The 18,367-nt window shown below is 52.9% G+C and carries 16 protein-coding genes; 14 read left to right on the top strand and 2 right to left on the bottom strand.

The window, feature by feature from the left end; translation table 11 throughout:
- The 3 genes from ACRBB0_RS22575 to ACRBB0_RS22565 all read left to right on the top strand — a co-directional run.
- Positions 1 to 806: ornithine cyclodeaminase (locus ACRBB0_RS22575; RefSeq protein ID WP_431376734.1), on the top strand; the 806-nt coding region annotated here is incomplete at its 5' end.
- A gap of 3 nt (positions 807 to 809) precedes the next feature.
- Positions 810 to 4,268, top strand: a complete 3,459-nt coding sequence (gene putA, locus ACRBB0_RS22570) for a bifunctional proline dehydrogenase/L-glutamate gamma-semialdehyde dehydrogenase PutA (protein ID WP_431376733.1) — start codon at positions 810 to 812, stop codon at positions 4,266 to 4,268.
- Positions 4,265 to 5,182, top strand: a complete 918-nt coding sequence (locus ACRBB0_RS22565; RefSeq protein ID WP_431376732.1) for a DMT family transporter — start codon at positions 4,265 to 4,267, stop codon at positions 5,180 to 5,182. The genes putA and ACRBB0_RS22565 overlap by 4 nt, the downstream gene beginning before the upstream one ends.
- 54 nt (positions 5,183 to 5,236) lie before the next feature.
- On the opposite strand, the gene ACRBB0_RS22560 is transcribed toward ACRBB0_RS22565, so the two are convergent.
- The gene (locus ACRBB0_RS22560; RefSeq protein ID WP_431376731.1) at positions 5,237 to 5,974 is read right to left on the bottom strand and encodes a GntR family transcriptional regulator; all 738 of its coding nucleotides are present in this window, start codon (positions 5,972 to 5,974) and stop codon (positions 5,237 to 5,239) included.
- A 258-nt stretch (positions 5,975 to 6,232) separates the two neighbouring features.
- Between ACRBB0_RS22560 and ACRBB0_RS22555 the strand changes: the two genes are divergently transcribed.
- From ACRBB0_RS22555 to ACRBB0_RS22520, 8 genes are all read left to right on the top strand, one after another.
- Positions 6,233 to 7,246, top strand: coding sequence for an SIS domain-containing protein (locus ACRBB0_RS22555; RefSeq protein WP_431376730.1), 1,014 nt, complete (start codon positions 6,233 to 6,235; stop codon positions 7,244 to 7,246).
- Between the two features lie 3 nt (positions 7,247 to 7,249).
- Positions 7,250 to 8,086, top strand: coding sequence for a PfkB family carbohydrate kinase (locus ACRBB0_RS22550; RefSeq protein WP_431376729.1), 837 nt, complete (start codon positions 7,250 to 7,252; stop codon positions 8,084 to 8,086).
- 218 nt (positions 8,087 to 8,304) lie between these two features.
- On the top strand, positions 8,305 to 8,595 hold the full coding sequence (locus ACRBB0_RS22545; RefSeq protein WP_431376728.1) for an HU family DNA-binding protein: 291 nt from the start codon (positions 8,305 to 8,307) through the stop codon (positions 8,593 to 8,595).
- Position 8,596: 1 nt separating this feature from the next.
- A complete protein-coding gene (locus tag ACRBB0_RS22540; protein ID WP_431376727.1) occupies positions 8,597 to 9,562 on the top strand; it encodes a dihydrodipicolinate synthase family protein in 966 nt (321 codons plus the stop codon).
- 404 nt (positions 9,563 to 9,966) lie between these two features.
- On the top strand, positions 9,967 to 11,235 hold the full coding sequence (locus tag ACRBB0_RS22535) for an extracellular solute-binding protein (RefSeq protein WP_431376726.1): 1,269 nt from the start codon (positions 9,967 to 9,969) through the stop codon (positions 11,233 to 11,235).
- 64 nt (positions 11,236 to 11,299) lie between these two features.
- Complete coding sequence (locus ACRBB0_RS22530) at positions 11,300 to 12,187, top strand: carbohydrate ABC transporter permease (protein WP_431376725.1); 888 nt, start codon at positions 11,300 to 11,302, stop codon at positions 12,185 to 12,187.
- Positions 12,184 to 13,068: a carbohydrate ABC transporter permease gene (locus ACRBB0_RS22525; protein WP_431376724.1), complete on the top strand. Its 885-nt coding sequence runs from the start codon at positions 12,184 to 12,186 to the stop codon at positions 13,066 to 13,068. The genes ACRBB0_RS22530 and ACRBB0_RS22525 overlap by 4 nt, the downstream gene beginning before the upstream one ends.
- Positions 13,069 to 13,110: 42 nt before the next feature.
- Complete coding sequence (locus ACRBB0_RS22520; RefSeq protein WP_431376723.1) at positions 13,111 to 14,208, top strand: ABC transporter ATP-binding protein; 1,098 nt, start codon at positions 13,111 to 13,113, stop codon at positions 14,206 to 14,208.
- Positions 14,209 to 14,223: 15 nt separating this feature from the next.
- Here the strand turns inward: ACRBB0_RS22520 and ACRBB0_RS22515 are convergent, their stop codons facing one another.
- Positions 14,224 to 15,465 carry an ROK family transcriptional regulator gene (locus ACRBB0_RS22515; protein ID WP_431376722.1) on the bottom strand — a complete coding sequence of 414 codons (1,242 nt, stop codon included), beginning with the start codon at positions 15,463 to 15,465 and terminating at the stop codon, positions 14,224 to 14,226.
- A gap of 178 nt (positions 15,466 to 15,643) precedes the next feature.
- Here ACRBB0_RS22515 and ACRBB0_RS22510 point away from each other — a divergent pair, with 178 nt between their 5' ends.
- The 3 genes from ACRBB0_RS22510 (at position 15,644) to ACRBB0_RS22500 (ending at position 18,359) form a co-directional block, all read left to right on the top strand.
- The gene (locus ACRBB0_RS22510) at positions 15,644 to 16,690 is read left to right on the top strand and encodes an SIS domain-containing protein (RefSeq protein ID WP_431376721.1); all 1,047 of its coding nucleotides are present in this window, start codon (positions 15,644 to 15,646) and stop codon (positions 16,688 to 16,690) included.
- Positions 16,690 to 17,622, top strand: coding sequence for an ROK family protein (locus ACRBB0_RS22505; protein WP_431376720.1), 933 nt, complete (start codon positions 16,690 to 16,692; stop codon positions 17,620 to 17,622). Before ACRBB0_RS22510 ends, ACRBB0_RS22505 begins: the two co-directional genes overlap by 1 nt.
- A 110-nt stretch (positions 17,623 to 17,732) precedes the next feature.
- Positions 17,733 to 18,359, top strand: a complete 627-nt coding sequence (locus ACRBB0_RS22500) for an HAD family hydrolase (RefSeq protein WP_431376719.1) — start codon at positions 17,733 to 17,735, stop codon at positions 18,357 to 18,359.
- Positions 18,360 to 18,367 lie beyond the last annotated feature (8 nt).

The raw sequence follows: 18,367 nt of genomic DNA, 5'->3' as shown, positions 1-18,367 counted from the left end.
CCAATATGGCGAGGGGGTTTCAGACGGTCACAGCATTTGGCGTTTTAGCCCGCGTAGACAATGGCTATCCTGTGCTTCTGTCAGAAATGACAATCCTGACAGCGTTGCGGACGGCGGCGACATCTTCACTGGTTGCGAAATATCTTGCGCCCGAGGGCTCAAAAATCATGGCAATGATCGGGAATGGCGCGCAATGCGAGTTCCAGGCGCTCGCGTTTCAAGAAGTTGTCGGGATCGATACGGTCCGACTGTATGATGTGGATCCTGAAGCAACCGTCAAAGCAGCCGCAAATCTTGCCAACAGCGGCCTGAAAGTGATTGCGTGCAAATCCTCGCAAGAGGCCGTCAGCGGAGCAGACATTATCACAACCTGCACCGCCGACAAATTGTGTGCCACGATCCTGACCGACAATATGGTTGGATCCGGGGTCCATATCAATGCGATTGGCGGCGATTGCCCAGGCAAGACCGAACTTCACAAGGACATCCTTCTGCGCTCCGATATCTTTGTCGAGTATCCGCCGCAAACGCGGATCGAAGGCGAAATCCAACAGTTGGGCGATGACCACGCTGTAACTGAAATTTGGGAAGTGATGTCAGGCAAGGCGAAAGGCCGCACGTCTCCCGAACAGATCACGCTCTTCGACAGTGTGGGCTTCGCGACCGAGGACTTTTCAGCACTTCGCTATGTCCGCGATCAGCTCGAGCGAACAGGCCATTTTGTGGAACTGGATATGCTGGCCGATCCTGACGATCCTCGCGATCTTTTCGGAATGGTGCGTCGTGCCGATACTGCTGCGGACTGAACGATGCAAAACAACTTAGATGAAGAGCGGAGCGCGATCCGCCATGCCTTACATGCTTCAGATGCGGAAGCTCTCACTCAACTGACAAATACATGCAGTCTCTCAGGGTTTACGCGAAGAGCTGTTACAGCCCGCGCGGTCGAACTAGTCAAACACATTCGCTCTGAAAGCCGTCCTGGCATGATGGAGCTGTTTTTGGCGGAATACGGTCTCTCGACAGAGGAAGGCGTCGCGCTGATGTGCCTCGCGGAGGCATTGTTGCGCGTACCCGATAGCGGCACGATAGATGCGCTGATCGAAGACAAAATCGCGCCGAGTGATTGGGGCGAGCATCTCGGCAAGTCATCGTCGTCCTTGGTCAATGCGTCCACTTGGGCTTTGTTTGTGACCGGGAAAGTCTTGAATGAGACAGCTTCACGGCCAGTTGCTCAAACTTTGCATGGAGTAGTGAAGCGGCTGGGCGAACCCGTCATCCGTCAAGCTGTTTTGCGTGTCATGAAGGAATTGGGCGGTCAGTTCGTTTTAGGCGAGACAATTCAATCTGCCATGAAACGTGCGGCCAAGAAGGAAAACGACGGCTTCACCTATTCATATGACATGCTTGGCGAAGCCGCACGCACGGCCGCCGACGCTCAGCGATATTACGATTCATACGCAGACGCGATCCGGGAACTAGAGCAAGCAAGTCACTCACACGATATCCGCGCGAACCCTGGGATTTCGATCAAGCTCTCAGCCCTTCATCCGCGATATGAACTACTGAAACATGCTCGTGTGATTGACGAGCTTGTTCCGCGTGCCCGTGATCTTGCCGCCCTGGCGAAAACGGCCGGCATCGGTCTGAACATTGATGCCGAAGAAGCCGGTCGCCTTGATTTGTCTTTGGATGTCATCGAGCGGGTTCTTTCAGATCCTCAACTCGAAGATTGGGACGGGTTTGGCGTTGTCGTGCAAGCCTACTCAAAGCGCGCACCATTCGTTCTAAATTGGCTTTACGGGCTGGCAAAGCGACTGGACCGAAAGATCATGGTGCGTTTGGTCAAGGGTGCCTATTGGGACACAGAGATTAAGCACGCTCAGGTGGAGGGGCTGCCAGACTATCCCGTGTTTCAGAGCAAGCCGGCCACCGATATCAGCTACATTTGCTGTGCCAAAATGCTCTTGGGTATGACCGATCGCATCTATCCTCAGTTCGCTACACACAATGCGCATACCGTAGCTGCAATCCTGGAGTTGGCGGACGACCCTAACGCCTACGAGTTCCAGAGATTGCACGGTATGGGCGAGGCCTTGCATGATGCAGTGCATAGTCAAGAAAAGACGCGCTGCCGAATTTACGCACCGGTCGGTGCACACCGCGATCTACTTGCGTACTTGGTGAGACGACTGCTGGAGAATGGTGCCAACAGCTCCTTCGTCAATCAAATTGTCGACGAGAGCGTGCCGGTAGCGCGAGTGGCGGCAGATCCTTTCGAGCAACTGGAAAGCATCACGGCGCATTCAGGATCAAATGTTATTGCGTTACCTGAAGCGCTTTTTGCGCCGTCTCGACGTAATTCAAAAGGCTATGATCTTGAGGACCCGTTTGTGATTGAAACGCTTCGAACGGAACTCGATGAGCTTTCAGCGAAGGATTGGAACCTTGGGTCAGGAACAGGAAGTGTCGTTCCCGTGATCTCTCCCCAAGATGGAAAAGTAATCGGTAGCATTGGGTTTCTAACGAGCAAAGAAACAACGGCAGCTATCGATCAGACGAAAGCCTGGGCAGAGGTCGACGCTAAGAAACGTGCGGATATCTTGAACAAGGCAGCCGATCTTTACGAGGAAAACGCGTTTTCCCTATTTTCTTTGCTGATCCGTGAAGCCGGAAAAACGATCAATGACTGCGTTGGTGAGCTTCGTGAAGCTGTTGATTTTCTGCGGTACTATGCGTCCGAAGCGAAGAAAATCGATGGTCAGCCTGCTGGCATTTTTGCCTGTATCTCACCGTGGAACTTTCCCCTCGCGATCTTCACCGGACAGATATCAGCGGCCCTTGCCGTCGGAAACGGTGTGGTCGCCAAGCCAGCTGAAAGCACGTCGCTCATCGCCGAATTCGCGGTCGGATTACTCAAGGAGGCAGGCGTCCCAGACAACGTCCTGACCTTGGTGCCTGGAACTGGTGAGGTGGTGGGAAGCACCATCACGTCTCACGCCAAGATCGACGGAATTTGTTTCACCGGTTCCACGGCGACCGCGAAACGCATTGATCAATCTATGGCCCAGCACTTGAGTCCTTCAGCTGCTCTGATCGCGGAGACTGGCGGCCTCAATGCCATGGTCGTTGATAGTACCGCACTGCCGGAACAAGCTGTTGGGGACATTATCGCATCCGCTTTTCAGTCAGCAGGGCAACGCTGCTCAGCACTAAGAGTGCTCTACCTACAGGAAGACATCGCAGAAAACTTTAAGACTATGCTGTTTGGCGCGATGGACGAACTCGAGGTCGGAGATCCAAATGGTTTTTCGACTGATGTCGGACCGGTCATTGATGAAACAGCAAAGATGCGCATCATGGCCCATGTCCAAAAGGCTGAGACAGAAGGCAGGTTGCTTAAGCAAATCCAAACACCCGACCAAGGAACGTTTATTGGTCCAACCGCGATAGCCGTGTCTGGCATCGATCATCTGAAAGAGGAAATCTTTGGTCCTGTCCTTCATATCGCAACGTTCAAAGCGGAAAAACTGGACTCGGTTGTCGACGCTGTCAATGCGACAGGCTATGGCCTGACCTTTGGCATCCATAGCCGGATCGATGATCGGGTTCAGCATATCGTCAGCCGTGTCAAAGCGGGCAACATCTATGTCAATCGTAACCAGATCGGGGCAGTCGTAGGCTCACAGCCGTTTGGTGGTGAAGGATTGAGTGGGACTGGGCCGAAAGCAGGCGGGCCACATTATCTTTATCGCTTTTTCAAACCGGAAAACGTTTGTTACCAGGCCGACCAGGGTTCGAAGTCGCTTTCCACAACCGATATTGAGCGCGCATTTGATCGGCTCGAGCAACAGACGTCTACATCGCCTTTGACTCAATCTAGCTTACCTGGTCCGACAGGTGAGTCTAATCGTCTCAATACCTATGCCCGAGGCCGCGTTTTGTGCCTGGGACCGACAAAAGAACAGGCTGAAAAGCAATCTGCAATCGCGAAGAAACTAGGCTGTAAAGCTCTCGCGGTTGCAACCGGCGTTGAGGACGGGCTTGACGGGACAATTGATCCGGACACGCTGCGCAAAGTGTCCAATCTTGCTGCTGTGGTCGACTGGTCCGGTGACGCCCAAGCAGTACGTCAGGCGCTCGCAGAGCGACCAGGTCCTATCGTCCCCCTGCTCACAATGAAGCAGTTTGAGCGTTGGCTTATCCTCGAAAGACAAATTTGCGTGGACACAACCGCCGCTGGCGGCAATACGGAGTTGATGGCATGACACAACCGGTGGACCAAGCGGCTGAAGCCTCGCACACAACCGGTGTCGCCTTTGTTGTAGCTGCAGCCTTGTCTGCTGCAGTCATGGTCGCAATGGCTAAGGAGTTGGTTGATGGCTTGCCGGCAGGCATTGTCACCTTTGCTCGGTTTTTTGTGCAGGCTGTCCTGCTTTCACTATTGTTTGTCGTCTGGCGTCCAAAGGGAGACATAAGGCCTCGTTTGTCCTACTTTATTCGAGGGGCACTCTTAGGCGTGTCAGCTTTAGCCCTCTTCAGCTCATTGCTGTTCATGCCGCTTGTGGACGCCATTGCAATCTCTTTTGCAGAGCCCCTCATTCTCACAATTCTTGGTGCTGCCTTCTTGAAAGAGAGCATTAGTCTACGCCGTTCGGTTGCACTCATCATTGGGTTCATCGGCGCGCTGATCGTGATCAGGCCCAGTTTTGTTACAGTCGGCGCACCAGCTCTGTTGCCGCTTGCAGCGGCTGTTTGCACAGCAATTTGTGTCGTGATCACGCGCGCTCAAAATGGGAAAGAGGAGCCTCGCCCGATGCAGTTTTGGATCTGTATCGCAGGTGCCGTTGTGATTGGGTGCGGCTTACTACTCGGGAGTTCGGGGCCAATCGAAGCGCTTCAGTTCGTCATGCCATCCTCCAATCAGGCGCTTGGGCTGCTGGCGATTGGCGCACTCGCGACAGGTGTCCAGATGCTCACGATCGCAGCGATACAACGCGCGCCGGTAGGGATTTTGGCGCCCTTCTGGTATTTCGAGATCATTGGCGTGACGCTCATTGGTATCGGCTACTTCTCTGAATGGCCGGACACACAAACTGTGTTTGGAATTTGTACCATCGTGAGTGCGGGGCTTTATGTCTGGTTCAGAGAGTACCGACTGAGAAACCAAAAACAGAATTGATTACAACCCGTCACCAACACTGCGAATGGGCGGTCTATTCGTATTAGCATGCCCTTACTCTGCAGTAAGTTGAACACGATTGGGATGGTTCAGGGACGCCAGAAACTCGATAGGTTTTCCGTCGGTATCCTTGATCACCGAATGTATGATCAGTGCAAATTCACCGCCATACAGTCCCAAGAGTTCGGAATCCTTTTTCGAGATATTGGCGGCGCTTACGGTTGCCGTGCCGGTGCCGGTCTTGATCCCATAGCGACTGTTGAGAATGCTGTAGAGGGACTCGTCGCCCAACAAGTCACCCGCCGCCAACCCCGGCACGCGCTCGCCGGGTAACCAGGTGGTCTCGATGCAAAAGGTAAGCCCGTTCACGCTGCGAACCCGTTTGATCATGATCACGGGGTCACCGCTTTTGATCATCAGTTTCTCGGCCAGTCGAGCGCTTGCCTCTGCCTCTTCAAAGAACAAAAGCTTGTTGCCTGGCTGTCCACCGCAATCACGGACAATCTGCGAAATTGAATGGGTGCTTGAATGTGCAGATATCGGTCTGAGGACTGTTGGGGCCGGAACGTAGGTTCCACTGGTGCCTCTTTTTTCCAACCGGCCTTCTTTGACCAGATTAGCTATCGCCTTGCGCAAAGTCAGACGATTGATCTCAAAACGCTCAGACAGATCTCTTTCTGACGGGATCTTGTCCCCTGCGTTGTAACTGCGGTCCTCTATCATCTTGAGGATTGCGCTCTGTGCCTGTTCGTAGACCAGAGACCCGTCTGCTTCACGTGCCAGTTTCGTCAATTCGTCCCCTCCAAAACAGATGCGCTCATTGGTCTATCCCTAATCACTTGTCGGGACTACGATTATCTTCACCTTTTGCCCTCCCAGATACATTCCATTTTCATAGACCAATGGTCAATGCCCGTAAAAATTCTGTCGCGAAGTCCCTGTAATTCCGGCACTCCCAACTTTTTCACGCCGAATTCTGCGCAGCCGGTTGACTCCCGCAACGCTCCGGGACTATTGTCTGGTATACTATACCAGTTTATGAAGGATGTCATGGCAGTAGATGTTAACGCAGGTCAAATCGCCTCTTATTTGCGGCACTCAGCTGACCAGGTCGATCAAGTCGCGGAGTTTGGAAAGTCACTCGCTGACAAGGTAGATCGCATCTACTTCATTGGCTGCGGCGCTCCTAACAGGACAATGCTGACGCTTGAGTACTGGCTCAAGCACGAAAGCAAATCTCTAGAAGTCGACCGGTTCTTCCCGGCCGAATTTATGACGCAAGTTCCTGCGCGTCTCGACGACCGAACACTTATCATTTTGGGATCAAAATCCGGCACCACAGCCGAGACCGTTGCGGCTGCGGAGTTCTTGAAAGATAAGCCAGGCATCACCGTTGGCTTCACACAGGACGAAACCAAGCCATTGGCCAAAGCGGTCAAACACCCGTTCTTTACCGGCGAGACGCCGCAGGCGCATATCAGCATGTATATCCTGATGCAGGCATTTGTGAGCGGCCTTGTGACAGAAAAAGACAATTGGCCGTTGCTTGACAAGATGCTGACGTCGCTCAAGGCAATGCCCGAAGCCTGTGGCCAAGCACAGGTCGATGTCGATCCGCGTGCCAAGGAAGAGGCTCGGCTCTACAAAGATGACCGTGTCCTTTATCATGTCGGTTCCGGCCCGGTGTTTAACACGGCTTATGTTTTCGGCGTTTGCATGCTTCAGGAAATGCAATGGATGCACTCCAATGCCATCGAAGCCGCCGAATTCTTCCATGGTCCATTCGAAGTTGTCGATGAGAACCTTCCCTTGATGCTTTATCTTGGTGAGGATCCAAGCCGACCGCTCATGGAGCGCGTCGTTCGCTTCTGCAACAAGTATACTGAGCGTGTGATGGTTTACGACTCGAAGGATTTCGAGATGAAAGGCATTGATCCGGATATACGGAAATATGTTGCCCCGTTTGTGATGCAGTGTGGATTGGATCGCCTCGCAGAACGACTGGCAGTATGGCACAATCAGCCACTGACCACACGCCGCTACATGTGGAAGACGGAATACTGAGTGATGGCGCGCATTTTAGGCATTGGTGACAATACGATCGATATGTATGTCGATCACGGCGTCCAGTATCCCGGCGGGAACGGGATCAACGTTGCGGTGATGAGCAGACGATTAGGCGCACAAGCATCTTACCTGGGCTGCATTGGAAACGACGATCTCGGCGACATCATCCGTGACATGTTGAAGTCCGAAAAGATTGATACTTCGCAAATGCGGCGGATCGACTATCCAAATGCGTGGACGCGTATCAAACACAACGGTAACGATCGCATGTTTGATGGCAGCAATCCGACGATGGAAGGGATGTATAATCTTACGGCGCGCGATTTTGATTATATCGCAGCCCACGATCTGACGCATGGTTGCCTCTATGGCAAGCTGGACAATGATCTCGCTGACATCTCACGTGCCGCGCCAATTCTGTCGTTCGACTATGCAGATGAGTTCAGTTCGGATTATCTCGATAAAACCGCCCAACATGTCGACATCGCATTTCTATCTAACCCCGGCGCGAGCGAAGAGGCCTGTGAGCAGCTTTGCCGTGAAGTCGCAACCCGCGGACCAAGCACTGTGGTGGTTACCCGTGGTGATCAGGGGTCTATGGCTTACGACCGAAACAAATTCTACAAACAGGGCATCGTTTCTGGGCACATCGTCGATACGCTCGGTGCAGGAGATGGCCTCATTGCGGGATTTCTGGTCGCCCACTTGAATGGTGCAACCCTGTCTGAAGCGCTTCAGAAGGGTGCTGAGAATGCGACTTTCGTTTGCGGTTATCGCGGTGGTTTAGGGTACGAATCTAAAATCAAGCCGGACCAAGCAGGGCTTTCCAAAAATTAGGAATTACGCGTGATTTCTTCAACCAATCTCCCTGAACCTGGCCATCAGTCGAGCAATCGTCTGGTGGCCTTTTTTGTTCAGACACTGGGGTTGATGCTCGCGTTTCGATCACAAGCGTCACAGCCTACCTCCCAAGGCTGAAAGGGCCCGGCGTGGGCGCAGTGCTGCGAACCGCCGGGCTACCAGATAGAAGAATGACAAGCTGAACAGGTGCCCCCATGTCCAAGACACGCCGACAGATCGCCGAACGCGTTTCCATCGAGTGTTCAATCGACATGCGGGACTCCAAAGAGATATTGGATGCGATACTGCAGCAGATGTCAGACGCTTTAGCGCGCGGTGAAGACGTCAAACTCTCGGGCTTTGGCAGCTTTCGAACCCATGTGTCGCCTGAGCGTATGGGCCGAAACCCCAGAACGGGTGAGCCAGCACTGATCTGCGAGTGTCAGCGGATCACCTTCAAACCCTCTTCAGCACTGCTGGATCGTATGGCGCAGGGGGACAAGTGATATGTGCTTTGAACAACAGCCGATCACCTTTCAAGCCCTCGCTGGCGGGATCATTGCATCCACGCTGACACCCTTTGATGAGCAGGATCGTGTTCTGTGCCGCGCCATCACCGACCAGGCCAGCAGGTTAACGCGTATCGATGGCGTCATCGGCATTGCCGTCAACACGACCGTGCGGGAGCGCCTGTCATTGACGCCCGAAGAGAGGCTCGACGTCATCCGCTGCACCCGTGCCGGTTTGGAGAACGGTCAGATCCTCGTCTCCTGTGTTGGGGAGCTATCTGAGGCCGTGTTTGATGATGTGATCGCCTGCAAGGCGGCTGGCGCTAATGCCATCATTACGTTCCCATCCAGATGGACGACTGGGTTCGACGGAAAGACAATCGGTGAGCGAATCACGCACCTTGCGGCCCTGACCGACCGCCTTGCCCTGCCCGTTATCTTGGCCCTCGGTAACGGGGAGAACAGATGGGCCGAAGCACCCGAAGACCTCGCCCTCTTGGCCACCGCAGGTCGTCAGATCCTCGGCTTCGACATGGGCCATGACGACAATGTGCTGCGCTACGATCAGGATTACTACACGCTCAAAGCAACCGACAAGCCAATGGCCTTGCTGCCGTCCTCGGAAGGTGCCCTCTTCCACAATCTCAATACCGGTGGTGATGGTGTCTTGTCATTACTGGCCTACATCGCACCGCATGAAGTCGCAGCGCTCTACATTGCCTCCCGCGATGGTCGCTTCCATGAGGCCCAAGCCATCCACAATCAGCTCTCACCCTTGATCGCAATCATGAATGGTCATGACATCAACACCCGCGAGATGCTCTGCCGACAGGCGGCCCATCTGCGTGGTCTGCTCGCCTCTCCAGATGCACGCGGACTGGACACACCGCTCTGCCCGCATCTCACCGCCAGACTTCAGAGCACACTCGATGACATCGCTCTCAAGCCGATCAGCTGGGTTTGAGGGAAGTCTAGTTTGAACACATGCTCACCTGTTGGCGAACGACGGGTTCGAGTGGACCAAACAGTGATTGTCAAAGACTTGTTCGGGCCCATTTCGCGCAGCTTGAAAGCCCCCCAACAGTATGGGTGCAACCCGCCAGGTTTGGTTCAATATTCTAACAGTGAAAGCACAGATAAACCTCAGCCCGATGTCACGTGATGATGTCTGATTGTCCCATTGCGACAAGATTGTGTCGATCGCTATTGATTAATACAAACGATTTGCGTAAATAGAAGTGCAGCGGCAGATTTCTGCTGGTCTCCCATGCCGGATGACGCCGTGAAATGAAGGCCGTTGGCGAGGGAGGACCGTCGCATGCGGCGATATTGCGCACAGACGCAGCAACATAACACGGAGGAAGACCGATGGGTCTCAAGACAACCACACTTTGCGTATCAGCCGCTATGCTGATGACTGCGGCGTCGAGCGTATCCGCGCAAGACGTAGAACTCGACTACTGGGTGTATGCCGACTTCGCGACCGGAGCCGCAGGCGACTTACAAGAAACGTTCATCAAAGAGTTTCAGGACGCCAACCCTGGCGTGACGATCAATATGACCGGACGTGGCGGCGGTGATCTGACCGCAGGAACCATTGCAGGTGCGGCCAGCGGTGACATCCCAGACATCTTCATGAATACAACTGCCGTCGGCGCTCAATTGGATCAAGCCGGTGCTTTGGCGAACATCTATCCTTATTGGAAAGCTTTACCTGAAGATGTGAAAGCGCAGTTCAACAAAGATCTGATCGACCTTTGCACTCCGGCACCAGAAAAAATGTTGTGCATTCCATACACCGGCTATGGGTCATTCATGTACCGCAATCTTGGTGTGCTGGAAGCCGCTGGCATAGATCCAAATGCTCCGATTGAAACCTGGGACCAATGGCTGGCTCAGATGGAGAAAATCAAAGGTGCTGGGAAAACCGCCGTACCGGACATGTCTCTTATCTGGTTTTCGATTCTCGACATTTATGCCGGCCTAGTCGATGAGAGCAAATGGGGAATCGATTGGGATGCGAAGAAGACGTTAATCGACCCTGTCCCTTATGCAAAAGCTCTCGAAGTGATCGCTAAGATGGAACCGTATTCGAGCGGAACGTCGCTTTGGGATCAGGCGACAAATGACCTCTTTACCAGCGGTGAACTAGCGTTCTCACTGAACGGTCCATGGGCTGCTCCAGGTTATGCGAAAGCTGCCGAAGCCAACGCAGACTTCAAGTACGACTATGTCCTCGTTCCAGGCCCCGTGGCCGGATCACCGGGCGGTGTTCAAGGTTATGAGATGATTGGAATCGCACCAAACGACAATGCGGAGACTGCGTTCAAGTTCGCCATGCACGTGGTGGAGAAGAAGCAAATGGTCCGTTGGGCACGTGAGCTTGGCCGCTACAACTCCAACGAAGCGGCTTTGAATGATCCGTCCGTGGCTGATGATCCATTGATCAAGATCACAGGTGAAGCGATCCCTGGGTCCCTCTACAACCGTCCGCCATTCTTCTCAGGTATCTATCCGGCTGACTACTATCAAACGATGGTCGATTTTGCCCAAGAGGTCGTTGAAGGTGATATGACACCTGAAGAGGCCGCGAAGGCGACTGTCGAAGCCCTCAACAAGCTTCTCGCAGACAGCTAGAATAGACTCCTCCCAGAAGGTGGCGGCCACCGGTCGCCACCTTTCTTTTCTCTAGGGAATTATGATGAACCGCTCCGCCCGTACAATCGCACCGCATTACGTGATGCTCATGCCCTTCTTCGCGATTTTCGTGGTATTCTTTCTCTACCCAATCGCAAGTGGCTTTTACTACAGCTTTTTCGAATGGAACGCGATCAACACACCGACCTATGTCGGCGTTGAAAACTACAGCGATATTATCGGGTCGCGTAAGTTTGAAAAAGGCATCACAAACATTCTGACCTACGTGGCGATTACAGTGCCGCTCGGGATCACTGTGGCATTCTTGTTGGCGGTGTTGGTCGACAGTTTCGATGGAATCTGGGCCAAAATTTTCCGCTCTGCTTATTTCGTCCCTGTCATGATGCCGCTTTTCCTAGCCGCCACACTATGGCGTTGGATCTATGCGCCCAACTTTGGAATCTTGAACACGATCCTGGGCTGGTTCGGCATTGGTTCTGTCAATTTCCTCAATGATACCGGCACAATGCTCTACGCCATGATTGCAGTCGACGTTTGGGTGTCGGCCGGTTTCAACATGGTCATCATTCTCGCGGGGCTGAAAAACGTGCCTCAGCATCTCTATGAGGCTGCACGTCTTGATGGAGCAAACAAGTTTCAGGAAATCCGCTACGTGACGATCCCGATGATCGCACCGGTCCTGTTCTTCGTCATCACCTACGGCTTCATCTCTGCTCTGCAAGTATTTGACGTCCCGTGGCTCCTGACAACATCAGCCTTCGACAGCTACGGCGGTCGTCGCCAAGCCCTTCTCTTCCCGGTCATGGACATGATTGGACGTGGTTTTGGCGCACTCAAATTCGGTGAAGCTGCAGCCTATGGCTTCATTCTGACGGTGATCATTATGTCGGTGACTGCCGCACTCTTCTTCATCCGTGGGAGGCTCAAATGACGGACACTACCGCAAGCCAAATTTTCGTTGGTTCTACCGCAAGTCGGATAAAGGCACCGTCTCTTTGGACTGTTCTGAAATGGATTGCAGCCCTTTGCGTTGCCGTCGTTGCGCTCTTTCCTTTGTGGTGGATGTTCAGTGTCGTCTTTGCGGAAGCGGGCGTTCCCGTCGCGGTGAACCCACGCCTTTATCCAACATCCTTTGCTGATGGATTTACCAAGATCTGGGAAGTCTTTGAAGAGACCGGCTATCTACAGGCCTATTATGTCTCGATCATGTATACGATCCTGACGATCGTAGGCGTCCTGCTGATCAGCTCTATGGCCGCTTTTGAGTTCGCCCTCTTTGAATTTCCCGGCAAGAAGATTCTGTTTAGCATTGTCATGCTGTCCTTGATGGTGCCCCTCGCCGTGACACTGATCCCCACCTACTTGCTCGTTGCGCAATTGGGCTGGCTTAACACCATGCAGGGTCTTGTGGTGCCCGGTCTGGCCTCTGCCTTTGGTCTCTTTATGCTCACTCAGTTTATGCAGAGTATTCCCAAAGAAACGCTCGAAGCGGGGCGTCTGGAAGGGGCAAACCACTACCAGCTCTATTGGTACATCGCGCTGCCACTTTCCAAGAACGCGATGATAACCCTCGCAATCCTGACCTTCATGAAAACCTGGGGCAACTTCATCTGGCCATTGGTCGTGTCCAGCAAGCAGAATGTTTACACCGTCAGTCAGGTCATCAATCAATTCAACTCGCCGTTCTCACACACAACGGTCGATGTCGTCATGACGGCCAACTTTCTGGCTGCAATCCCACCAATCATATTCTTCATCATCTTCCAGCGCAAAATCATTGAAGGTGTTCAGATGTCCGGCTCCAAAGGCTGACCTGAGGAGAAGACCTGCATGAAATACTAAGAAAGCTAACCAATGTCTGACCTTCAAATCAACGATGCCTTCAAGAGCTACGGAAATGTCGATGTTCTGCGTAACATCAATCTCGACATTGAGTCGGGTGAGTTCGTCGTGCTTGTCGGACCATCCGGCTGCGGAAAATCGACCTTACTGCGTATGATCTCAGGTCTAGAGAGCATTACGGGTGGGGAGATGATTATCGATGGCCAAGTCGTCAACGACATCGACGCCGCCAAGCGCGGTATTGCAATGGTGTTTCAGTCTTACGCGTTGTTCCCACATATGACGGTCGCGGAGAACATGGGCTTCAGTTTGAAACTTGCAAAGGCACCAAAGACGGAAATCAAAGAAAAGGTTCAACGCGCTGCCGCAATCCTGCAGCTTGAGAAATTACTGGATCGCAAACCCAGCCAATTGTCCGGCGGCCAAAAACAGCGCGTTGCAATTGGACGTGCCATCGTACGCAATCCGAAAGTATTCCTTTTTGATGAGCCGCTGTCGAATCTCGATGCCGAGCTACGAATTGAAATGAGGGCAGAATTGATTCAACTCCACAAGAAGCTAGGCACAACGATGATTTATGTGACGCACGATCAAGTCGAAGCCATGACGCTGGCCGACAAGATGGTGGTCCTCGAAGGCGGCAACATCCAGCAAGTTGGCAAACCGCTCGAACTCTATGATGATCCGTCCAACATGTTTGTGGCAGGTTTTGTCGGCACTCCTCGCATGAACTTCCTGCCCGCTGAAGTGATTGACGTTTCCAACAAAACGACGACCCTGCGGTTTCACAACGAGAAAAATGCTCCTGAAATTGTGTTGCCTCTCAGTGCAGGAACACTGGCGGTAGGTGCTAAGGTAAGCATCGGTATTCGCCCCGATCACCTCCATTTCAGCGCGGAGCGGACGGGCGATCTGGCTGTTCCCGTGACTGTGGCTTTTGTCGAGGAACTTGGCGATCTCACCTATGTATATGTTGATACCGATACGGGTACCCGCCTTTCGCTGCAGAAAAAGGACGGACGGCACGGCGACGGACTGACAGGGTTTGCTGTGGCGGATACAACTTCAATGTTTGTCTTCGACGCAGATGGACTAAGGGTTCGAGCCTGAATGAAGCTCTGACGTTTATGCTCCCGTCAGGAGATTGTAGAGACTGTTCTCTTCCTTTGGCCGAACATAGCCAATCCCGGTGTGTTGATGGTTCTGTGGTGGATTGATCAAGACGGACAGCGGTAACGCGGCAGCCCCGCGTGCGACATCTCCCGAAGCCATCTGTAAATCCGGCATTGGAATGTGGCCGCGTGTCGGCTTTACGCGGTCCAATTCCGCTTCAGTTTTTACGACCACTTCAGCTAGAAGGTCATGAGGAAGTTGGCCCCCAAAGAATACCTTCTGCGGATCCATTGTATGAGTCACGCTCCTCACTGCTGTCGCGAGATAGGTCGCTGCAGTTTCGAGCCAATCACGGATCAGCGGATCTTTTCTCTCATAAGCAGCTGCTAGTTCGCCCATGGGGACAGAGGTAAATTCTTCGCTCGATCCTGTGATCGCCTGAAAGGCTGCGAGACGTGAGACATAACGCTCGAGACATCCAGCCGCGCCGCATGGACAACTCCGTCCACCTGGCTCAACAAGTATATGTCCGAATTCTCCGGTTCGGCTGTTAGCGCCGCTGACCGGTTTTCCCTCTACAAAGACGCAGCCGCCAAGACCGAGACCAAAGTAAAAATACAGGAACGATGATAGGTTACGGGCGTCTCCGAAAAGGTTCTCGCCTATTGCTGCGGCCGTGCCGTCGTTTTCGACAAAGACAGGCAAGCCGAAAGCAGCAGAAAAGTCGTCTGCAACCGGGTAATCATCCCATTCTTGCATTGTGAGTGCGGACCCCGAAAAGAACCTCTTTTCTCGGAACAAACCCGGCATTGCCACGCCGACTCCAATTAACTTCTGGCGGATCGAAGACTGGTCCGCGCACAGCTGCGATATCAGCGTATTTGCGAGGTCTTTGACATCATCGGGGCGTTGTTCAGACAGCTCGTGGCGAACCTCCGCCAGTACATCGCCTTTCCCGTTGGCAAGGGAGCCGATAATTCGATGCTGATCGATGTGGAGGCCGATGGAAGCAAAGCCATCATAGTCCACTAGAAACTCGCGAGCTGGCTTACCCTTTTTACCGGTGTGTATGTTCCGTTCGATAATGATCCCGAAGGGCATCAGCTCAGCGACAATGTTGGAGACAGTTTGCGGCGTCAGTCTTGTTTGTTCAGCGATGTCAGTTCTGGAGATAGGCCCGTTTCGGAGGATTGATTCCAACGCTACCCGTCGATTCAGGCTTTTGGCGAAATCCGAATTAGCCCCCGTTAGCATTTTGGTTCTTCCTCCCATTACAAGCGATTACGGTTACGACCGTACCGCGCGCCCTACAAGATATAGCCTGCAAATGCACTCTTAGACATCCCCAAGTCTACAATGATGCCTTGAATAATGCTAACGATTTGTGTTATTCGCCAAGACACATATTTTCAATATCACAGGCAGGACCAATATGCTCGTAAAAGACTACATCCAGGAGCAGCCAAAATTGGCCGGCCGCATGATTGACGAGCTGCCTGCCGCCTATGCGGGACTTCTACCAGCCTCTCCCCCTGAAGCGGTTCTTCTGGTCGGCACTGGCAGCTCAATGAACGCCTTGATGACGGCACTTCCTCTATTTCGGAAAACCGGCGTACCTGTGGTGCTCGTCAGCCCTCAAGAATGCCTCGAAAGCCTCGATACCATGCCATCTGGAAAGGTGCTCTCAATCGTTGTGTCGCAGTCAGGCGAAAGCATTGACACGCTTCATACGACTGAAGCACTTCTACGCAGGGAAGGCTCGGTTATCGTCCTAACTGGGAATCCCGATAGTCCACTTGCACAAACAGGGGCAGCCGTGGCCGCCATGCCGGTCGCAGATGAACAGATTGGTCCCAAGACAAAGGGTTACTCGGCAACAGCTCTCGCCCTTCAAATTTTCGGACATGCGTTGACACGCCAAGATATACCTGCGGACACTAAGAATGCACTCTCCGATATGGAAACCTTCGCCCTTCAATCGGAGCGGTGGGCGGTCGACTTTGCGCAACGTGCAGCTGAAAGCGATGTGCTCGTGGTTCTTGGCCAAAAGGAACATGTTGGGACGGCAAGCGAAGGATCACTTAAGATCGCTGAGATGAGTGGTTTGCCCAGCTTCGGGCTGGAAACCGAAGAAATGTCTCATGGGCGCTTTCACGGCCTCACAGAAAAATCTCTCGTCTGCTTCATCACAGCAACCGATGCGGAATACGACTTTGCCTGCCGCATGAAGGCCGCCATCAAATACTTTTCAATTGGGTCAGAAATCCTTGATTTTCGTGCATCAGGTAAGCCAGCAGAAGTGGCGGGTTTGAGGTGGACATCACGGGACACCAACCCACTTCTTGCTCCGATCATTGCTGCTCTTCCGTTTCAGTTCCTTGCGATGCACACAGCCCTTGTGAAGGGTATCGATCCAGAGAAAATGCGATATCCGACCATGGGTAAATTCTTGAAAATCAAGGTTGGGACAGCGGCCTAATGGAAAATCTTGCATTCGCCGTTGATATCGGTGGCACTTCAATAAAGCTCGGCATCGTCTCCAATACTGGCTCAATCCTAGCACGATCATCTCTGAAGACCGCAAAGGACATGCCGCTTCCAACACTTGCCAAAAATATTGGCCTACATCTTCGCGAGATCGCAGACACAGCAGATGTAAAACCCCAAAGCGTTGGAATCTGCGCTCCGGGATATCCAGACCCGAAGACAGGCGTCCTCGTAGATGGGTCCGGCGCGGTTCCCAGCCTTAAAACAGGATCGATATCCAGGGCGCTATCCGCCGTCCTTGGCGTACCTGCTGGTATTGGAAATGATGGAACCTGTGCCGCACAAGGCGAGCTTCAGTTTGGAGTAGGCCGTACAAAGCCTTCCTTTATCTACATGTGTATCGGAACAGGTATTGGCGGCGCAATTGTGCACGAGCGCCGGGTGTTGGAGGGCCCAAACGGTGAACCACCAGAGTTCGGTGCTATTTGCGTGCGGCCGGGACAAGGCCATTCCAGCCGTGGTTTGAGAGGATCAATCGAAGATCTCGCCGGGGGTCGTGCTCTGGTCGAAACATATAAGCGCAAGGCCGGTTGGGATGATGATCCCCTTGATGTGAACACTCTCCGAGAGATGGCACTCCGTGACGACAAGATTGCCATCGAAATTTTTGAAGATGCTACGGATCAGTTGGCGCAGACCATTGGTGGGCTCATTAACGCAAGCTGTGTGACCGAGTGCATAATCGGCGGCGGTCTTTCAAAGGCAGGCGCTTTCTTGATCGATCCAATTCAAAAAAAAGTCAGTCGGTATGCGTGGAAAATGTTCGCCGACCAAGCAAACATTCGTGCGAGCGAGTTAGGCAACGATGCTGGACTTCTTGGAACATATTCTATCCCCAGACATGGCATTGAAGCCGCGGCGTAGCCGTAAGTGAACAACGCGTTAAGCAACCGCGACATTGTAACCGCCTGTTACTGACAATCGCAGCACTTATTAGTCCCTGCCGCAGTCCTCTTCTCGAAGGAGCAAACGTATTGTCTAAGCTAAATACTGATCCTCGGGCCATCGCGTTCGATTTTGGAAACGTACTCGTTCATTGGGAACCATTCCTTGCGTTACAGGCCCACTTCGCTGACCACGATGAGATGGAAACCTGCTTAGCTCAGATCGGTTTCTACGATTGGAATCTGGAGCAAGACCGAGGACGCTCATGGCAGGAAGGATTAATCATCGCTACCAATGAACATCCTAACCACCGGCATATCTTCGAGGCCTATCATCAGAACCTTCACAGGACGGTCAGTCGAGCGATACCTGGCATGCGGGAACTCGTTCGCAGTCTTCATGGGCAAGGGTTTGCGCTCTTTGGCTTGACCAATGCGCCGTTTGGCGCCGTCGATCACATTAGACAAACTGTTCCAGAACTAGATCTCATGCGGGATATCATTGTTTCCGCTGATGAAGGTATCGTGAAGCCTAATCCAGAAATTTATCAGGTGCTTCTGCATCGCTCTGGTCTCGAGGCTTCAGACGTATTATTTATCGATGACAACGAGGAAAATTGCGCCGCTGCGCAGAGATTGGGCATGTCGGCAGTTCAATTTAAAGGTCCGGGGAAACTTAGGCTGAATTCACAGATCAAAAGTCTTTTATGGAATTGATATCAGAG

Origin of the sequence: Pelagimonas sp., assembly GCF_050633425.1 — a bacterium.
Lineage (GTDB): Bacteria > Pseudomonadota > Alphaproteobacteria > Rhodobacterales > Rhodobacteraceae > Pelagimonas.
Note: the sequence above shows the minus strand (reverse complement) of the source record. Positions and strands in the feature narration are given on the sequence as shown.

Coding starts and splice junctions, on each gene's coding strand:
- ACRBB0_RS22525 (WP_431376724.1), top strand. CDS start 12,184: ATGACGGACACTACCGCAAGCCAAATTTTCGTTGGTTCTACCGCAAGT.
- ACRBB0_RS22520 (WP_431376723.1), top strand. CDS start 13,111: ATGTCTGACCTTCAAATCAACGATGCCTTCAAGAGCTACGGAAATGTC.
- ACRBB0_RS22555 (WP_431376730.1), top strand. CDS start 6,233: ATGGCAGTAGATGTTAACGCAGGTCAAATCGCCTCTTATTTGCGGCAC.
- ACRBB0_RS22505 (WP_431376720.1), top strand. CDS start 16,690: ATGGAAAATCTTGCATTCGCCGTTGATATCGGTGGCACTTCAATAAAG.
- ACRBB0_RS22535 (WP_431376726.1), top strand. CDS start 9,967: ATGGGTCTCAAGACAACCACACTTTGCGTATCAGCCGCTATGCTGATG.
- ACRBB0_RS22550 (WP_431376729.1), top strand. CDS start 7,250: ATGGCGCGCATTTTAGGCATTGGTGACAATACGATCGATATGTATGTC.
- putA (WP_431376733.1), top strand. CDS start 810: ATGCAAAACAACTTAGATGAAGAGCGGAGCGCGATCCGCCATGCCTTA.
- ACRBB0_RS22515 (WP_431376722.1), bottom strand. CDS start 15,465: ATGCTAACGGGGGCTAATTCGGATTTCGCCAAAAGCCTGAATCGACGG.
- ACRBB0_RS22565 (WP_431376732.1), top strand. CDS start 4,265: ATGACACAACCGGTGGACCAAGCGGCTGAAGCCTCGCACACAACCGGT.
- ACRBB0_RS22540 (WP_431376727.1), top strand. CDS start 8,597: ATGTGCTTTGAACAACAGCCGATCACCTTTCAAGCCCTCGCTGGCGGG.
- ACRBB0_RS22510 (WP_431376721.1), top strand. CDS start 15,644: ATGCTCGTAAAAGACTACATCCAGGAGCAGCCAAAATTGGCCGGCCGC.
- ACRBB0_RS22530 (WP_431376725.1), top strand. CDS start 11,300: ATGAACCGCTCCGCCCGTACAATCGCACCGCATTACGTGATGCTCATG.
- ACRBB0_RS22545 (WP_431376728.1), top strand. CDS start 8,305: ATGTCCAAGACACGCCGACAGATCGCCGAACGCGTTTCCATCGAGTGT.